This is a genomic window from Micromonospora sp. CPCC 205546, from assembly GCF_036902715.1.
Taxonomy (GTDB): domain Bacteria; phylum Actinomycetota; class Actinomycetes; order Mycobacteriales; family Micromonosporaceae; genus Micromonospora.
Genome location: NZ_JBAKHL010000068.1, coordinates 15,710 through 33,807 on the forward strand (window position 1 = coordinate 15,710; position 18,098 = coordinate 33,807).

General features: G+C 74.7%; 11 protein-coding genes. 5 read left to right on the forward strand and 6 right to left on the reverse strand.

Annotation, left to right across the window (positions count from 1 at the left end; all coding sequences use genetic code 11):
- Window positions 1-62: 62 nt before the first annotated feature.
- A complete protein-coding gene (locus V6U77_RS24690; RefSeq protein ID WP_334609059.1) occupies window positions 63-1,127 on the reverse strand; it encodes a hypothetical protein in 1,065 nt (354 codons plus the stop codon).
- 209 nt (window positions 1,128-1,336) lie between these two features.
- Between V6U77_RS24690 and V6U77_RS24695 the strand changes: the two genes are divergently transcribed.
- The 5 genes from V6U77_RS24695 to V6U77_RS24715 all read left to right on the forward strand — a co-directional run bounded on the left by V6U77_RS24695 (window position 1,337) and on the right by V6U77_RS24715 (window position 9,068).
- Window positions 1,337-1,867, forward strand: a complete 531-nt coding sequence (locus tag V6U77_RS24695) for an adenylate kinase (protein ID WP_334609060.1) — start codon at window positions 1,337-1,339, stop codon at window positions 1,865-1,867.
- A gap of 269 nt (window positions 1,868-2,136) precedes the next feature.
- A complete protein-coding gene (locus V6U77_RS24700) occupies window positions 2,137-6,411 on the forward strand; it encodes a S8 family serine peptidase (RefSeq protein WP_334609061.1) in 4,275 nt (1,424 codons plus the stop codon).
- A gap of 237 nt (window positions 6,412-6,648) precedes the next feature.
- Complete coding sequence (locus tag V6U77_RS24705; protein ID WP_334609062.1) at window positions 6,649-7,071, forward strand: hypothetical protein; 423 nt, start codon at window positions 6,649-6,651, stop codon at window positions 7,069-7,071.
- 142 nt (window positions 7,072-7,213) lie between these two features.
- Window positions 7,214-8,086 (forward strand): peptidoglycan DD-metalloendopeptidase family protein, encoded by an 873-nt coding sequence (locus V6U77_RS24710; RefSeq protein WP_334609063.1) that lies wholly within the window; start codon window positions 7,214-7,216, stop codon window positions 8,084-8,086.
- An 82-nt stretch (window positions 8,087-8,168) separates the two neighbouring features.
- Window positions 8,169-9,068, forward strand: coding sequence for a serine hydrolase domain-containing protein (locus V6U77_RS24715; RefSeq protein ID WP_334609064.1), 900 nt, complete (start codon window positions 8,169-8,171; stop codon window positions 9,066-9,068).
- Between the two features lie 49 nt (window positions 9,069-9,117).
- Here the strand turns inward: V6U77_RS24715 and V6U77_RS24720 are convergent, their stop codons facing one another.
- The 5 genes from V6U77_RS24720 to V6U77_RS24740 form a co-directional block, all read right to left on the reverse strand.
- A complete protein-coding gene (locus V6U77_RS24720) occupies window positions 9,118-10,512 on the reverse strand; it encodes an N-acetylmuramoyl-L-alanine amidase (RefSeq protein ID WP_334609065.1) in 1,395 nt (464 codons plus the stop codon).
- A 289-nt stretch (window positions 10,513-10,801) separates the two neighbouring features.
- Window positions 10,802-14,209 (reverse strand): right-handed parallel beta-helix repeat-containing protein, encoded by a 3,408-nt coding sequence (locus tag V6U77_RS24725; protein WP_334609066.1) that lies wholly within the window; start codon window positions 14,207-14,209, stop codon window positions 10,802-10,804.
- A gap of 152 nt (window positions 14,210-14,361) precedes the next feature.
- Window positions 14,362-17,262, reverse strand: a complete 2,901-nt coding sequence (locus tag V6U77_RS24730; protein ID WP_334609067.1) for an ATP-binding protein — start codon at window positions 17,260-17,262, stop codon at window positions 14,362-14,364.
- An 83-nt stretch (window positions 17,263-17,345) separates the two neighbouring features.
- Window positions 17,346-17,582 carry a hypothetical protein gene (locus V6U77_RS24735; protein ID WP_334609068.1) on the reverse strand — a complete coding sequence of 79 codons (237 nt, stop codon included), beginning with the start codon at window positions 17,580-17,582 and terminating at the stop codon, window positions 17,346-17,348.
- Window positions 17,583-17,686: 104 nt separating this feature from the next.
- Window positions 17,687-18,098: lanthionine synthetase LanC family protein (locus tag V6U77_RS24740; protein WP_334609069.1), on the reverse strand; the 412-nt coding region annotated here is incomplete at its 5' end.

An 18,098-nucleotide genomic window follows, 5' to 3' on the forward strand; every position in this document is an offset into this window, starting at 1 on the left:
CGGCGGGTACGACCCCGGAGCCCGCGCGCGGATCAGCGCGCCGTGGCTCGCCGTGCCCCCGGTCAGCGCGTCCGGGAACGTCGGGCGCGGCCCAGCGCGACCAGCCCCACGGCGATCAGCACCAGCCCGAGCGCGCCGGCCGCCACGAGGTAGGTCCGCACGGCGCCGGAGGGGCCGGTCCCGTCGCCCGCGGCGCGGGCCGTCGCTTCGGGCGCGGCGGGCGACGTGGGCGACGCGGGGGACGCGGGCAGCGGGTAGCGCAGGACCGTGGGCGTCGTCCCGGGCGGCTGGTCGGCGGTCTCGGACACGGTGAGCAGGGACCGGCCGTCGCGGCTGTAGGTGACCGACTCGCCCTGCGGCTCGTCGGGCAGCGCGACGATCCGGGGCGTCCCGCCGGTCAACGCGGCGACCACGTCACCGTCGGCGACGTCGAACTCGTACGCGTCGGCGTAGGTGCGCAGGACCACCCGGCGCCCGTCCGGTGCGGTGGCGGCGCCCGTGACCGCCGTGCGACCGAGCATCCCGTACGGGTTGCTCGTCGTGGAGGCCGGCAGCCGGACCTGCCCCACCTTCACCAGGGGCGCCGTCGTGCCCGGACGCGGGGCGGCATCCGGGGCGTACAGGGTGGCGGAGTACTTGGTCACGACCACCGGCCGGCCGTCGCCGGTCACGAGCATGGCCTCGGCGTCGTGCGGGCCGTCCGGGTACGCCATGCGGTGCAGCACCGGCCGGTCGGCGCCGGGCGGGAGCTTCCACACGGCGATCGTCTGCCGGGAGCGGTCGTTGTCGCCCGTGTCCGCCACCCAGACGGTGCCGTCCGCGCCCACGGCGAGGTCCTCGGTGTCGCGGGGGCGCGACGGAAAGGACACGGTGCGCACGACGGAGCACCGGTCGTCCAGGAAGAAGATCCGGCGGCGGGCCTCGTCCTCCGCGCCGTCGTTGACCATGACGTATCCGTCGTCCGTGGCGACCATCCCGGAGATCTCGCTCAGCCGGCCGCCGCGCACCTCGCAGACCGGCGTTCCCGCGACCGGAGCCGGTGACGGCTGGGCCACGGCAGCACCGGGAGCCGCGGTGGCGGCGAGGACGGCGACCGCCCCCGCCACGACCCGCCGTCGTCGGGTCACGTCGCCTCGTCGCCTCACCAGCAGTCCCTTCCGTGCCGGTCCGCCGTGAGCTGCGCCCGGGCCCGTGACCAGGGGGCCGAGTGTATGACCCGGGGCGTGGCGGCCGGTCGCGGCCCGCCGGGCCGTGCGCCCCGGTCCCACCACGGGTGGACGTCGCGCCGGGCTCCGGTCGGGTGGTCGCCCCGGTGCCGGCGGCGTACGCTGCCGCGATGACCGCACCGGCCCGCATCCTCGTCTACGGGGTCTACGGCGCCGGCAAGTCCACCCTGGCGGCGCGGCTGGCCGAGCGGCTCGGGCTGCCGTGGCACCCGGTCGACGACCTGCTGTGGCAGCCCGGCTGGGTGGAGGTGCCGGTCGCCGAGCAGCACAGCCGGATCGAGGCGGTCTGCCGACGCGACCGCTGGATCCTCGACGGGGCGTACCACGGCTGGCGCGACGTGGTGCTGGCGCGCGCCGACCTGGTCGTCGGCCTGGACTATCCGCGCTGGCTCTCCTTCTGGCGGCTGCTGCGACGCACCGCCGGCCGGCTGGTCAGCGGCGAGGAGGTCTGCAACGGCAACCGGGAGACGCTGCGCAGCGTGCTGTCGAGCGACTCGATCCTGGTGTGGCACGTCACCGCGTTCGGCCGGGCCCGGCGGCGGATGCGCGCCTGGCAGGCCGATCCGACCGGGCCGCCGGTGCTGCTGTTCCGCTCCCCGGCGGCCCTGGAGAGCTGGCTGTCCGAACTGACCCGACGGTGAGGACCTGTCCCGCGGGCCCGGCGGACGGGGTGTTCCCCCGCGCCTCCGGTGAGGTGCGCGGATGGACGGACGCCATTGCCTCGGCCTGCGTGATCACCTAGGTTTCACACGATCGCACCCAGCCGCACCGAGCACTCCCCGGCTCTGGCGAGGCAGCGAGACAGCACCGATCGCGCCGCTCAGTGACTTAGGAGCTCACCGTGGCACAGTCCCCCTTTCCAAGAAGGTTCCCCTCCCGTCGGCGGACACCGGCCCGTCTGGTCGCGGCGGTGGCGGCAGGCACCATGCTGCTCGCCGTGGCCCCCGCCCCGGCCGTGGCGGCACCGCTGCCGGCGGGCGACACGCCAGCCGGGGCGTCTGCCCGCCCGGCGTCGACGAAGGCGCAGCCCAGGAGCGGGCTCTGGCTGGTGAAGATGGACAAGCCGTCGGTGGTGGCCGCCTCGCCGGCGAGGCCGGCACGCACCGGCGGGATCGACACCCGGTCCGCGGCGAGCACCTCCTACGCGCAGGAGCTGGCGCGGCAGCAGGACACGCTGGTGGACGAGATGGAGGCGATCCTGGGCCGCTCCGTGCGGGTCGCCCACACCTACCGCAACGTGGTCAACGGCCTGGCGGTCGAGGTCAGCGCGGACGAGGCGGCGCACCTGTCCGGCCTGCCGGGGGTCAGCGCCGTCGTACCCGACGAGGTCCTGGAGCTGACGACCGACACCAGCAACGCGCTGATCCGGTCGCCCGCGGTGTGGGAGGGCAGGACGGCGGAGAACGTCGGCACCCGTGGCGAGGGTGCCATCGTCGGGATCCTCGACTCGGGCATCAACCCCGAGCACCCGTCGTTCGCGGCGGTGGACGGCGACGGCTACCGGCACACCAACCCGTACGGCGCGGGCACGTACACCGGCGTCTGCGCCCCGACCCATCCCCAGCACAAGGCGATCTGCAACGACAAGCTGATCGGCGCCTGGTCGATGGTCGGCACCGACGCCCGGGACGACAACGGCCACGGCAGCCACACCGCCTCGACCGCCGCCGGCAACCGGCACGAGGCGACCATGACCGTCGGCACCAGCACGCACAAGGTCACGGTCTCCGGGGTCGCGCCGCGGGCCAACGTCATCTCCTACAAGGTCTGCATGGCCATCGGCTGCCTCTCCTCGGCGACGATCGCCGCCGTGGACCAGGCGATCGCCGACGGCGTGGACGTCCTCAACTACTCGATCTCCGGTCGCGACGACCCCTGGAAGGACCTCGTCGACCAGGCGTTCCTGGAGGCGTACTCGGCCGGCATCTTCGTCGCCGCCTCCGCCGGCAACAGCGGCCCGGGCGCCAGCACCGTCGCGAAGACCGCGCCGTGGAACATGTCCGTCGCCGCGGTCAGCCACGAGCGGGTCATCGCCCACCGGCTCGACGTGACGGGCCCGGCGCCCGTCCCGGCGGCGCTCACCGGCATCGCCGCCGTCATCGGGGAGAACTCGCCGAACCCGCCGATCGAGGGTGGGATCCGGTACTCCGGCGCCGTCGACGCGAACAACGTGCAGGCCTGCGTGCCGTTCCCGGCAGCGGCGTTCAGCGGCAAGGTCGCCCTGCTGCCCCGGGGCGGCTGCGACTTCTCCGTGAAGGTCAAGAACGCCACCGCCGCCGGCGCGACCGGCGTGGTCGTGCACAACCAGTACAGCGGCCCGCCGATCACGATGGGCGCGCTCGCCGGGACCACCATCCCCGCCGTGATGGTCTCCCTCGTCGACGGGCAGCGGCTGCGCGACCACGCGGCCGCCACCGACGGCCCCGTCACCGTGCGCGTCGACCCCGGCAGCGAGGTGCTGCGCAACGGCGACTGGACCGACGTCGTGGCCGACTTCAGCTCGCGCGGACCCAGCAAGTTCGACATGCTGGCGCCCACCGTGGCCGCCCCGGGCCGCAACATCCTCGCCGCCACCATGGCGGCGAAGGACAACCCGGCCACGTACGCCTTCATGCAGGGCACGTCCATGTCGTCGCCGCACGTCGCCGGCGCCGGCGCGCTGCTGGCGGCGCTGCACCCCGACTGGTCGCCGACGCGGATCCGGTCCGCGCTGGCGGTCACCGCGGACCGCGACGGGGTGGTCAAGGAGGACGGCCGCACGCCGGCCGACGCGTTCGACATCGGCTCCGGCCGGATCAACCTGGCCCAGGCCGCCCGGACGGGCCTCGTGCTCGACGAGACCGCCGCGAACTTCGTCGCGGCCAACCCCGACGCCGGGGGCGACCCGCAGACGCTGAACCTGCCGGCCGTCGTCGAGCACCACTGCCTCAAGGTCTGCACCTTCACCCGGACGGTGTCCAGCGTGGCCACGGTGGCCGCGACCTACCAGGTGGCGCCGGGGGCCCCGTCCGGGGCGCGCATCACGGTCGCCCCGACGCGGTTCACCCTGGCGCCCGGCGCCAGCCAGGCGCTGACCATCACCGTGGACGTCACCGGGACCGCCCGCAAGAACTGGCTCTTCGGCGCGATCGACCTGAGCACCGACGCCCGGCACGCGCCGGACGGGCAGCCGATCGCCCAGGCCCACCTCCCGGTCGCCGTCCTTCCCGCGGCTCCGGACCTGACGGTCGACAAGACCGCGCTGAGCTCCAGCATGGATGTGGCGCAGAACGAGAGCCACACCGTCAAGGTGGGCAACGCCGGCGGCGCCGAACTCACCTGGCGGGCGACCGGCGACGGCGACGACTGCGCCTGGCCGACCTGGGTCAAGGTGACCCCGGCGCAGGGCACCCTGGGCGCGTTCAAGAGTCAGGACATCCAGATCACGCTCGACTCGACCGGCCTGGACGACGGCGGCGTGTTCCGGGCCGACCTGTGCCTGGCCAGCAACGACCAGGACCAGCCGACGACGACGATCGCGCTGGAACTGACCGTGGTGCCGGTGCCGAAGATCGAGGTGGCATCGAAGTCGCTCTCCGCGCGGCAGCCGGCCGGGCTGGTCACCAGCCAGAAGTTCGCGGTACGCAACGCCGGGCACGGCGTGCTGGACTGGCGGCTGGACGACCCGGACGCCGGCCCGAGCGACGAGCGGATCCAGCTCCTGCGGAAGGGTGTCCTGCTGATCCCCAACTCGGGCAGCGCCACCCGTGGGGTGATGGCGTTCGATCCGCAGACCGGCAAGCAGATCGACCCGCAGTTCATCCCGCACTTCAAGTTCGACCCGACCAGCAACCTCTACACGCCGTTCCAGGTCGTCGCCAAGCCGGACGGCAGCGGCTTCCTCATGTCCGACCAGGTCAACTCGGTGGTCACCGAGCACGGCCTGGACGGCAGCTTCCGGCGCGTCTTCGCCCCCGCCGCCGGTCAGGGAGATCCGACGGTCATGGGCAACACCCGGGGCATCGCGCTCTCGCCGCGCGGCACCGTGCTGGTGACGGTCGCCTCCCAGGCGAACGCCAACTCGGTGGTCGAGTTCGACGCCGACGGGAAGTTCCTGGGTACGTTCATCGAGCCGGGGGCCGACGGGCTGAAGGGACCGTGGGGCATCCTGTTCCGCGGCGACGACGTGCTCGTCTCGGCCAGCGACAGTGACGCCATCCACAGCTTCAAGAAGGACGGCTCCGCCGCCAACGCCCGCTTCTTCCAGGGGCTGAGCTGGCCCGGCCAGCTCGTGGAGCTGCCGAACGGCAACGTGCTCGCGGCGAGCTGGGGCAGCGGCTCGACCCCGGGAGTCTGGGAGATGGACCGCGACGGCAAGCTGATCGGCGTCTACACGCCGCCCGGCGGGAGCGGATACCAGGGCGTCCACCCGCTCGGTAACGGCAACATCCTGACCACCAGCTCCAAGGGGGTCCACGAGATCGACCGCTCCGGCCGCCTGGTCGAGGTCGAGAACGACAAGGGCGCCGCCCGGTTCATCACCCACGTCCGGCTGCCCGACCTGCAGCCGTGCGTGACGCCCGACGAGGTGCCGTGGCTGACGGCGTCCCGCACGTCGGCCGGCACCGGTGCCGGCCGGTCCACCGAGGTGACGCTCTCGATGGACAGCACCGGGCTGGCCGCCGGTACCTACCGGGCCCAGCTCTGCGTCACCAGCGACGACCCGTCCAACCCGCTGACGACGTTGCCCGTGACGCTCGAGGTCACCGACCAGACCTGCGCCCGGGTCGTCAACGGTGAGCGCCGGGGTCCGCTGCCGGTCAACGGTGGGGTGACCTGCCTCGCGCCGGGCGCCACGGTGTTCGGGCCGGTCAACGTCGCGAAGGGCGCGGGCCTGGTCGCGCTCGACGCCAGCGTCAGCGGCCCGGTGACCGCCACCGGGGCCACGGTGGTGGAGTTGACGGGCAGCAGGATCGACGGCCCGCTGTCGGTCACCGGCGTCACCGGTTCGGTGCTGATCAGCGGTACGCGGGTGACCGGGCCGGTCAGCGTGGTCGACAGCCGCACCGGCGACACGCCTGTGGTGTTGTCCGGCAACCGGATCGACGGGCCGCTGCGGTGCGTCGGCAACCAGCCGCCACCGGTGGACGGCGGGGTGGCCAACACGGTCAGCGGCCCGACCTCCGGCCAGTGCCGCGGGTGGTGAGCGGACCTCTCCACCCGGCCCGTCGGTGACGGGGCCCGGCCCGCCGGTGCGGTCGCCGTCGCGACCGCACCGGCGGGCCGCCCTCCTCGCCGGCGGCGGCCCTCTCCCCCGCCACGACCGCCGTCGGACGCGTGGGCACCGCCGACCCGGCCCCCGCGCGTGCGCCCGGGTGTGCCGCCCGCGCGGTGAGTACGCGGGCTCACGTCCCGCGGCCCCGGCCCCGCCAGGCTGTACGGCATGACCTCGTCGACACCCGCCGCCCGGTCCCGGTACGCCGTCGTGCTCCTGACGGTGGTCTGGGTGGGGGCGTGCCTGGCGTTGCTGTGGTGGTTGTTCACCATCGGCATGGAAGGGTGGGCCGACCACCACTCGAACGGTGACGGGCGGGCGGCGGAGATCGGGCGGCGCTCCGCCCGGGCGCTGCTGTTCCTGGCGGCGACGGCAGCGGGCGGGCCGGCCGTCATCGCGCTGGTGGCGTTCGGCTGCCGGTACCGCCGCACCGGGCTCGTCTACCTGTTCCTGGCCGTCGTGGTCGCGGTGGCTCTGACGCCGGCGGTCGTGGATGCCGTGCGCACCCTCAGGCCGCCGGCCGCGTCCGTCCCGGCGCCGACGACCTGCCAGGAGCACAGCGGCGGTGACAACCGCTGCCCGGGCGGCTGAGCGGCCCGGTGGTGCGGCTGTGGCGCCGGACGGCACGTCGCCCGTGACCCGGCGCCGTGACGCAGCGGGCGGTCGACAGATTTATTTGTGACTATGTATCGTCACTGGCCCCACCGGCGTACCGATCAGCAGGGAGCACGCGATGGACCATCTCGACCAACCCGGATGCTGCGGCGACAGCCCGGCGGCCGCCGGTGTCGACCGCCGCGCGGTGCTGCTCGGCGTCGCCCTCGGCGCGGGCGCCCTGGCCGGGCTGGCCGTTCCCGGCCGTGCGTACGCCGCGCCGGCCATCTACAACCCCTTCTCCGGCTACCCCGTCACCGGCACCTGGCAGGAGCACCTGAACCGGGGATCGCTCGGCGGCGTCGACTTCGGCATGCCGGTCGGCACCCGCCTGCCCGCCTGCGGCGCGGGCACCATCCAGAACATCCCGTACAACGGCACGGGTGGGCACACGGTCACCATCCAGCACGCGGACGGGTACCGCAGCCAGTACATGCACCTGTCGCAGTTCCTGCTCGGCAACGGCGCGGCCGTGTCCAGCGGCACCGTCGTCGGTCTCTCCGGCGGCGCGGCCGGCGCGCCGGGCTCGGGCTCGTCCACCGGACCGCACGTCCACTGGCACATGATCAACCCCGCAGGCGTACGCATCAACCCGCTGGCCTACATCGGGCAGAACCCCGCCCCGGGGCGACTGCCCAAGACCTCCACCGAGCAGGACGGCATCCCCGGCACCGTCTTCTACCAGCGCATGCAGAACTGGCTGCGGCTCACCGCCGGATACACCGGCCCCATCGACGGCGCGCCCGGGCCGAACACCTACGCCGCCCTCCAGCGGGCCATGCGGGCCTACGGCTACACCGGACCGATCGACGGCCAGCCCGGCCCGAACACCTGGCGCGCCGTGCAGCGCCTCGCGTCCGGCCACGGCTACACCGGCCCGATCGACGGGGTCATGGGGCCCAACTCGTGGCGCGGCTTCGCCCGCTTCCTCAACCAGGACAGGTGGGACTGAGCGCGTTCGCACCCTGCGCCGCCGGGTGCGGCCGGTCACCTCGTGGCCGCCGCCACCGTCCGACCTCGCGTACCGTTCGCCCGTGAGCGCCGACCTTCTCGAAGACTTCGTGCGGGCGGATCGTGACCGGGCGCTGGGCACGTACGGCATCCACGTCCACCGTGAGGGCCACCCGCCCCTGGAGCACCGCTTCCGCTCCGACGACCGGGTGAACCTGTACTCGGTCGCCAAGACGTTCACGTCGGTGGCGGTGGGGCTGGCCGAGGCGGAGGGCCGGCTGAGTCTCGACGACCGCCTCCTGGACCATCTGCCCGAGCTGCGGCCGATCGCCGCCGACGGGTTCGAGGCCGTGACCCTGCGACAGCTCCTGACGATGACCAGCGGCACCAGCCACCGCTGGTTCGCCCACGAGCGGATCGCCGCCGCCGACCTGCTCCACGAGATCGTCGCCGCGCCGCTCGCCGCCGCGCCGGGGACCCGCTTCGCGTACACGGGCTCGGGCCCGTACGCCCTCGGTCGGGTGATCGCCCGGGTCACCGGTGCGGACCTGCGCTCGTTCCTGCTGCCGCGCCTGTTCGCGCCGCTGGACCTGCACGACCCGCCCTGGCACACGTGCCCGCTGGGCCATCCCCTCGCGGAGAGCGACCTCTTCCTGCGTACCGGGGAACTCGCACGCTTCGCCCGGCTGCTGGTGCAGGAGGGCCGGTGGCACGGCCGGCAGGTGTTGCCCGCGCAGTACGTGCGGCGGATGGCGGGGGAGCGGGTCGACACGAGCGCCGTCACGTACGGCGAGCCGTACACCCACGGGTACGGGCTGGGCGTCTGGATCGACCGGGGCGACACCTACCGGCTGGACGGCCGCTACGGTCAGTACGTGGTCGTCAGCCCCGCGCGCCGCGCCGCCGTCACGGTGACCGCGCACGCGGAGCGCGACGACGAACTGCTCACCGCGATCCACGAGCTGGTCGTCGCGCGCTGGTGACGCGCCGGTGCCGCCCGCCCCGGCGGACGGACGGCACCGGGCGGGTGGGTCAGCAGCGTGGCACGCCGGGGATGAAGCCGCCGTGTCCGGTGAGGACGAAGGCGTCCGCGACGTAGCGGTTGGTGCCGATGCGGTCCCAGACGTTGCTGGTGCCGTAGGGGCCGGTCACGGTGGTGCCGACGGCCTGGCAGTAGATGCTGACGGCCGCGCCGTCGGCGACGGAACCGACGACGGCGTAGCCGGTACCGGGCCCGGAGCGCACGTTGAGGCTCACCCCCTCGGTGTCCACCGTGCCGGAGCCGACGCCGGTCTGCTGGTTCACCAGCTGCATGTAGTAGGCCCAGTTCCAGTTCGGGCCCGGGTCGGTGTGGGTGGCCCCGGGGACCTCGTGGTGGCCGATGATGTGCGTCCTGGTCTTCGGGATGCCGTACTTGGTGGCGAGGCTGCGGGTCAGCGTCGCCGACGCCCGGTACATCGCGTCGGTGAACCAGGCCGCGTTGTCGACGTACCCCTCGTGCTCGATGCCGATGGACTGGGTGTTGTAGGTCCAGTTGCCCGCGTGCCAGGCGATGTCCTTCTCCCGCACCGACTGGGTGACCGCCCCGTCGGAGGAGCGGAACGTGTAGTGCGCGCTGGCCTGGGCGGCCGGGTTCTGGAACCAGCTGATCGAGCCGGCGTAGCTGCCCTGCGTCACGTGGATGACGATGTACCTGACGGAGTGGCTGGTGGGCCGGCTGGCCACCGTGTAGTTGCTGGTGCTCGCCGGCGCCCACGCGGCCGGCCCGTAGTCGGTGCTGAGGGTCCCGACCCCGTCCGACGCGTCGCCGGGCAGGTCCCGCCTCGGCGCCACCTGGCGGCCGGGAACCTTCGCCACCCCGGGGTGGCCGGTCTCGAAGCCGGTGGCGAGCAGGTCGTAGACGGCGTCCGCGTAGAGGCGGGCGAGCGACGGTTGGGACGCGCCGCCGTAGCGGGCGATCGGGGCGTACCACTCGTCGACGTCGTCGCGCTCGGCCGCGTCCAGGCCGGCCTGGTCGGCGTAGGAGCGCAGGACGGCGGCCGCCCCGGCGACGTTCGCGGCCGGGTCGGCACGCAACGCGCCACGGCTGAGTCCGGTCAGCGTGGCCGCCTCGTCCAGCGTGCGCAGCCTGGGGTTGCTGACGAGGTGCATCATGCCGTAGCCGCCCGCCGCGCTCGGCGCGCCGCCGTGCCCGTCCAGGCGGGTCTCGGCGTAGCCGAGGGCGACGAGCAGGTCGCGGGGGACGTCGTACCGACCGGCGGCGGTGTCGAAGGCGGTGGCCAGCCGGGCGGACGCCGGTGGGGCCCCCTCCGGGGCGGCCGACGCCGACGCGGCGACCAGGGCTGATTCGGCGGTCAGGAGCAGGGTCGCGGCCAGCATGGCGCCGAGCAGCCCACGCCTGCGTCGCGCGGCGGGTCGAGCAGTCATCTGCACCCCTCCATGTATTCGTGATCATCGATGCTGATCTGCGGGTGGCGGTAACGTACACCGCGACGCACACCGATGTAAATGGCTTCCGCGATGACGTGGCGCGATGGCGGAAACCTTCAATCAGCGTTGTCGGACGCCTGCGGTGGTGCTCCCACGTCGCGCGGAGCCGGCGGGAAGCGGGGGCGCGGCGATCTCCCGCGCCGGTGGCCGGCGCGATCTGGTCGGCGTGCCGCCCCTGGGACGCGGCGTCCGTGCTGCGCGGCTCGGGCCCGTCGGGCGGGCCGCGTCAGGACCCGCCGAGGCGGGGCGTGACCGGCCGGACCTCGACCGGGGCGCCCGGTCGCCCGCCCGCGCGCGAGCGGTACTCCGGCGCGCCCACGCAGGTGAAGAGCAGGGCCGCGAGGTCTTCCGGCTCGCCCAGCAGCCCCGGGACCGCCGAGTCGAGGAAGGTCATGCCGGAGGCGCCCGCGCCCAGGGCGTACGCCGCGAGGTGCAGCCGGCCCTCGACGAGCCCGGCGGCGAGCTGGGCCTCGCGGTAGCCGCGGTCGTCGAGGGTCGACAGCGGCGCGGCGGCGACGACGACGTAGGCCGCGTCGCCGGCGAGCGCCTGGTCCAGGCAGACCCGGAGCAGCTCGTCGCGCAGGTCACCCGTGCGCAGCGGCGTCGACAGGTCGGGCCACCGGTAGAGGCCGGGCGGCACGCCGTCGACCCCGTGCACGGCGACCCAGTGCGGCACCGGCACGCCGCGCAGGGCCGCGGCCAGGGGCCATTCCAGCAGGGCGCGCGGCAGCGTGCGGGACCTGTCCATCCGCCGTTGCGAGCCGCGCCGCCGGACGACCTCGTCGAGCGGGTCGGACGGCGGGTACGCCGGCAGCGGTTCCGCCTGCGGCCAGGGCGCGCCGAGCACGTCCCGCTCGCCCGCCCGCTGGGCGGCGGTGCACAACGGCAGCTCGACCGGCGGCAACTCGCCGGGGACCGCGGGCCCGGTAGGCCCGATCGCCGGCTCTCCGTCGCCGAGGGAGAGCAGGGCCAGCGGGTACTCGTGCACCCCGTCCGCGCCGACGAGCGCGCGCACGGTGGCGTCCGGGAAGAGCGACCGCAGTCGCGGCGACAGGCCGGCGCTCGCGGCCGCCGCCGACAGCTGGGACAGCAGCGTGCCGGCGTCCCAGTAGAGGTGTCGCCAGCCGCGCTCGGCGTAGCGCCACCCCGTGCGCAACGGCACGCCCGTGACCACGAGCGTCGTGACGGCGCCGCTGGCGGCGGGCGCCACCTGGACGAGCGCGTGCCGCCGCGCGTCGTACCAGTGCACGCCGTCCGGCACCCCCGCGACGCCCCGGGTGCTCGCGTAGACCTCCAGCGGGAACCGCGCCCCCGCCGAGCCGGCGGCGCGGTAGAGGACGGGGCGGCCGTCGCGCTCGGCGGTGCGGACGACGCCGGCGCCGAGGAAGAGCACGCGGCCCAGCTGCGCCGCGTCGAAGGGCTGCGCGGGGGACGCCACGCCGGCCAGCACGGCGGTTGCGGGGACGCCGGGGTCGGGCAGGTCGCGCGGCAGGTCGAGGACGGCGGGACCGTCCGGGTAGCCCTTCAGGGGCGGCGGCAGGGTTTCGGGGTCGTTCGGGACGAGGTCCTGGCGGACGCGGGGATCCTCCAGGGGCGCGTCCCACTCGCGGCTCGGCTCGTAGGACGTCAGCCGGTGCAGCAGCCCGGCGCCGGTGTCGAGGTCCATCCGGTCATCCTGCCAGCGCGCGGCGCCGGACGGTGGCCCCGGCGGGCGACCCGCACGGCACGCTCCCGCGCCGGTGCGGGAGGCCGCCGGGCGGGCGGGGAGCCGGCGGATCCACCGCCGGCCACCCCGGCCGGTCCGGCTCAGATCCGGGCGCCGACGTCCGCGCCGTTCGCCGGGCGCAGGAACGGGGAGGTGGGGGATGGCGCCGTCCGCCGTACGGGGGCCGGTGATCGTGGCCGGGTCCGTGCTGACGAGCGACCACGTCCCGCCGAGGTTCCACGAGTTGCCGGAGCCGGTGGAGCCGCCGAGCGACACGTCTGTGGCGTTGCCGACCGCGAGGTTGCGGGTGAGCACCGAGGTGGAGCGCGACACGTTGAAGCCGTCCTTGCCGTTGTCCCACGCGGTGTTGCGTTCGAAGACCAGCGCGCCGGGGTTGCCGTTGTCGATGAAGCCGCCGGCCGAGTTGCCCCAGGCCATGCTGTTGCGGGTGACGTGGGCGACCGCCGGACGCGGGTCCGTGCCGCCGCCGTTCTTGAAGCCGTTGCCGTCCCCGGTGTAGTCGGGCAGGCCCCAGTAGTTGTAGCCGTTGTCGTAGGCGACGCTGTCCTCGATGAGCACGGGCGACAGGAACAGCCAGGCGTCGAAGCCGTCGTCGGCGTTGCGCCACAGCCGGGCGCCCCGGACGACGTTGCCCGTCCCGGAGCCCTCCTTGATCGCCAGGCCGTCCGCGCTCTCGCCGTTCTTGCGCGGGTCGCGGTTGCCGTGGCTGTCCAGGTCGATGATGTGGTTGCCCGACGAGGCGCCCTGCAGGTGCAGGCCGGACTCGTAGTTGTCCCGGGTGACCAGGCGCTCGTAGCGGCCGTTGTTGGTGTCCACCCCGAAGATGCCGTACGGGCCGTTGACGATCTCCAGGCCGACGAACCGCCACCAGTCGCCCTCGACGTGCAGGGCGCCCCGGTCGGCGCGGGGGATCGAGGACCCCACGGCCCCGGGGGTGTACGGCATGTTCTCGCCGTCGATGACCACGCGCTCGCCCTGGTGGGCGGTGAGGGTGATCGGCTGGGCCTGGCTGCCGTCCTTGAGGATCTTGATGGTGCTGGCCGGCGCGTAGGTGCCCCCGCGCACGGCGATGGTCCCGCCGGGCTGCACGAGATCGTGGGCGCGCTGGATGGTCCGCAGCGGCTCGGCCAGGGTGCCCGGGTTGGCGTCGTCGCCGTTGGTGGCCACGACGAGGGTGCCGGCGACCGGCGGCGGCGTGGTCGGGGGCGGCGTGGTCGGGGGAGCGGTGGTCGGGGGAGCGGTGGTCGGGGGAGCGGTGGTCGGCGGGGCGGTCGGTCCGGTGCCGCCGGAGCTGACCACCACGTCGTCGAAGCTCGCGCCGGCGTGGGCGGTGACCAGCGCGATCCGTCCGGCCCCGCTCAGGGTGGCGCTGGCGTCGCCGACCCGCACGCCGTCGACGAAGCCGCGCACGGTGCTGCCGGCGACCTCGATCCGCAGCGTGTGCCAGGTGCCGGTGGAGCCGACGCCGCCCGCCGAGCCGAGCACCGTGACCGCGCTGCCGTTGACGGCCTGGAGTTCCGCGCGGCCGTCGGCCAGCAGCGACAGCCGGTACATCTTCGTGGAGCCGCTGGCCCGGGCGGCGATGGCGACGAGGCCGCCGGAGCCGTACGAGGCCGGCTTGACCCGGGCCCGCACCTCGTAGTCGGTCCAGCCCGTCTGCCCGGCGAACATCCGGGCCAGCTCGCTGCCGGTGTTCGACTGGCGGAGTGCCGGCGAACCGTCGGTGATCACCGACCAGGTCCCGCCCGACTTCGACCAGCCGCCGCTGTCGCCGTCGCCGAAGTCGTCGGAGAGGAGGGTGGCGGCGTGGGCCGTCGAGACCATGGCCGCGGCCATGGCGAGCGCGGTCGCCGACACGCCGATCGCGGCGACCGCGCCGCGGGTACGTCTGATGCGCCTGTCACGCACGGGGGTCCTCCTGGTGCGGTGCGGGAGCGGTCACGGCCGGCCGGCGAGCGTCGGACCATGCGGGAAAGGGCTTTCCCTCCCGAGACGCTAAGCCCGCCCCGACATCGACGTCAACGTTCGTCGATTGCAGGAATGTTGCACCGCGTCGCCGCTCAGCCGCTCTCCACCTCGGCGGCGAACTCGCTCAGCGCGATCCGGTTCGGCAGGCCGGTCTTGCCGAGCAGGCTGGACACGTGCCGTTCCACGGTGCGCGGGGAGAGGTGCAGCCGACCGGCGATCTCCCGGTTGCTCAGTCGCCCGACCAGCAGCCGCAGCACCTCGAACTCCCGCACCGTCACGCCCACCGACCGCAGCGCTGCGGGGATGTCCTCCGCACCGGAGCGGCGCTGCGTCATGCGTACGCCCGCCTGGCGCAACAGGGCCCGGCAGGCGCTGGCCACGGCCGGCACGTCGCTGCGGTGGAAGTGCTCCTCGGCGGCGCGCAACCACTGCACCGGCGTGCCCCAGCCGTCGGCGAGGGCCGACTCGCACACCAACCGCAGCGCGAGGTGCCGGCCCATCGCGTACGGCGCCCCGGCCCGCATCGCCTCGGTCGCCGCCTCGGTCGCCGCCTCCGGCCGACCGGAGCGGCCGAGCAGCACCGCCTTCGCGAAGAGCGCGAACTGCAGGTCCCAGCGCAGCGTGCTCGCCGAGTCGCCCTGCACCGCCTCGTAGGCGGGCCAGCCGGCCTCGCCGGAGGTGACCTGGAGCAGCAGGTGCAGCCCGTGCCGGCCGGAGAGGTGGAAGACCGTCGGGCTCTGCTCCTCGGCATCGAACGCGCGGGCCAGTTCGCCGAGGGCGCGGGAGCGGTCCTCCTCGAGCAACGCGCAGAAGGCCCCGGCCAGGCCGTGTACGCGCGATGCGTGCAGGGCCTGGTCGCCGCGCCACCGGCGGAACTCGGCCAGCGCCCGCTCCATCTCCCGGCGTCGCCCCTGGTGCGCCGCGAGCACCGCGCTGACCAGCAGCACGTACTGGGTGGTCTCCAGCAGTTTCAGCCGGGTGGTCGCGGCCAGCACCTGCTGGACGAGGGCAGCCGCCGTGTCGAAGTCGCCCCGCAGCACCGCGTGCAGGGCGAGGCTCGCCTCCGCCTGGTGGCGCGCCGTCACCGCGCCGGCCTGCGAGGCCCGCTCCCGGACCTGTTCGAGGCGGTCCAGGCGCGCGTCGCGCAGCGCGTCGTCGTTGCCCAGCCGGATCAGCGCGTGGATCTCCCAGATCGGCAGCCGGTGCTGCGTGGCGATCGCCAGGGCCCGTTCCAGGCAGCGGGTCGCCTCCGCCGGATCGCGGTGCCGCGTCAGCGCGCCGAGGAGCTGCCAGGCCTGGCAGGCCACCACCGGCAGCGGGACGGTCTCCGCGACGGTGGCGGCCCGGCGGGCCAGCGCCTCGGCGGTGGCGAGCTGGTCCTGCCCGGCGGTGTCCAGCGCGAGGTGGGCGGCGACGACGTCGACCGGCGCGGTGTCCTCCGCGGCGGCGTCCGGGCCGAGCAGGGCACGCGCCTGCTCCACCTGCGCCAACCCCTCGGCCGAGCGGCCGGCGACCGTCGCGGCCCAGGCCAGCCGGGTGTGCAGCTGGGCCCGCCGCCGCGGGTCGACGCCACCGATCTGGTCGAGCGTGCTGACCGACTCGAGGGCCCGTTCGACCAGTCCGGCCTCCGCCAGGGCGTGCAGCAACGCTTCGAGGGCCGCCGCGCGCGCCACGGGGTTCTCCCCGAGCAGGCCGATCGCGCGGTCGAGCAGGGCGACGGCGGTGGTCGCGCCGCCCTGCGCGATGGCCCGCCGGCCCGCCTCGGTGAACAGCCGGCCGGCCGCCTCCGGGCGGTCGGCCTGCAGGTGCAGGGTCGCCGACACCTGGCACCATTCGCCGGGCAGGCCGGGGAAGACCGCCTCCACCGCGTCGGCCATCCGCTGGGCGAGGTGAGCCCGGTCGGCGGGGCCGAGGAGGGTGAGCAGCGCCTCCCGGGTGAGCCGGTGCCGGAAGGCGTACCAGTCGGTGAGCTGGTCGTCCACCGCGACCAGCCGCCCGGCGACGTCGCCGCACAGGTGCCGGAGCACCTCGCGGTCGCTCAACCCGGTGGCCGCCTGCACCACCGCCAGCGGGAATCGCTGGCCCAGCAGCGCACCCATCGAGAGCAGCTCGCGGGCCCGGGGGTCGAGCTGTTCGACGCCCTGCGTCATGCCCCGCGTCAGCGTGCCCGGAAGCGCGACGGGCAGCTTCTCGGACATCCGCCAGCCCTGCGGCCCGCGGATCAGCAGGGCGCCGTCGACCATGCCGGCGACGAGTTCCTCGATCAGGAACGGGTTGCCGGCGCTGCCCGTCGAGACGAGGGCGTGCGCGGCCGCCGGTACCCGGTCCGGATCGGCCTCCAGGCAGGCGCCGACCATCTGCCGCAACCCGTCGTCGTCGAGCCGGCCCAGTTCGATGAGGGTGCACTGGCCCCGTTGGGCGGCCGACCGGGCGATGCGCGACGCCGCGCAGGGCTCCGCCCTGATCGCCCCCAGCAGCAGGGTCGGCTGCAGGGCGAGGTTGTCGATCAGGTACTCCAGCACGGTCAACGTCTCCGTGTCGGCGTCCTGCAGGTCGTCGAGCAGCATGAGGCAGCCCCGCCCCTCACCGGCCACCCCGGTCAGCCGCAGGACGGCCTCGGCCAGGATCACCAGGGAGGCGTTCTCCTGATCGGCCGGTGGCCGAGCCCAGTCGGGGACGAGCCGGCCGAGGATCGGGCCGTAGGGCCCGAGCACGGTGGGATCGACCGGCCCGGACCGGAGCAGCGACAGCAGCGCCTCGGTCAGCGGGCGCAGCGGCACCTCGGTGCCGATCGTGCTGCCCCGGCCCCGCATCACCCGCATGCCGGCGGTGGTGGCCAGCTCCGCGACCCTCGACGCGAGACGGGACTTGCCGACGCCGCTCTCGCCGACCACGAAGACCGCGCCACCCCGCCCCGCCCGCGCCGATTCGAGGCTTTTGCGCACCGCGCGCAGTTCGGCGTCCCTGCCGATGAACTTCGAGGAGCGGTGCACACTGCGCACGCTATCCGAGGGGGCAGGCCACGGCCCAACGCGGTGTTGTCGACGCCGGCCCCGAGGGGGTGGCTACCGCACCGTCACAACGAACGATCGGGGCAGCAGGTCGTCAGGGGTGCGGCGTCGGCCGCCGCGCCGCCGTCACCGACGAGGCCGCCGATCACCATGCCCACGGGCACGGCCAGGCTGGCGAGGGCGGCCGCGCGGATCCCGAACGCCACGACGGGCTGCAGCCACATCGCGCCGGCCGGGTCGTCGATCGGCGCCGTGGAGTCGGTCTCGTCGGTGCGGCACGGGGGGAGCTGGTTCTCGGACAACTGTCATTCCTCCTGTGTGAATCTTCGTAACTACTCTTCGGGAGCTGCGGCCCCAGTGCAGATCGTCGTCGCTCGCCCGGCGGTCCTCAACCCGAGGAGCGCGGTTAAGGGGTCGGTTCCAGCAGCAGCACCGACGGCACCGGCCCGACCCCGGAGAGTCGTAGCAGTCCGTAACCGATGCCGGCGAGGCCGTTGAGCAGGCCGGGGGTGGGCACGTTGCCCGGGGTCCCGCAGGACGCGCCGTACCGGTCGACGGCGTCGAGGACCCGGCCGGCATGGCGGCGCGCGGCGCTCCCACCGCCCTCGAGCAGCACCGTCGCCTCGGCGACGCCCAGCTCGCCGTGGCAGAGACTGAGATCGTCGAGCGGTGGGCGGTCGGTGAGCAGGCGCACCGCCTCGTGCGGCGGGAGCCCGAGCGCGCCGCCGTCGCCCGGCGGGGCGCCGCGGCCGGCCGCGCGCCCACCGCGACGGGGCGGCGCGGCGGGGGCGGACGCGTCGGGGACACCGGCGGGGGGA

Excerpts from the sequence above, each read along its gene's own strand:
- V6U77_RS24695 (WP_334609060.1), top strand. The coding sequence starts at position 1,337 with ATGACCGCACCGGCCCGCATCCTCGTCTACGGGGTCTACGGCGCCGGC.
- V6U77_RS24705 (WP_334609062.1), top strand. The coding sequence starts at position 6,649 with ATGACCTCGTCGACACCCGCCGCCCGGTCCCGGTACGCCGTCGTGCTC.
- V6U77_RS24710 (WP_334609063.1), top strand. The coding sequence starts at position 7,214 with ATGGACCATCTCGACCAACCCGGATGCTGCGGCGACAGCCCGGCGGCC.
- V6U77_RS24720 (WP_334609065.1), bottom strand. The coding sequence starts at position 10,512 with ATGACTGCTCGACCCGCCGCGCGACGCAGGCGTGGGCTGCTCGGCGCC.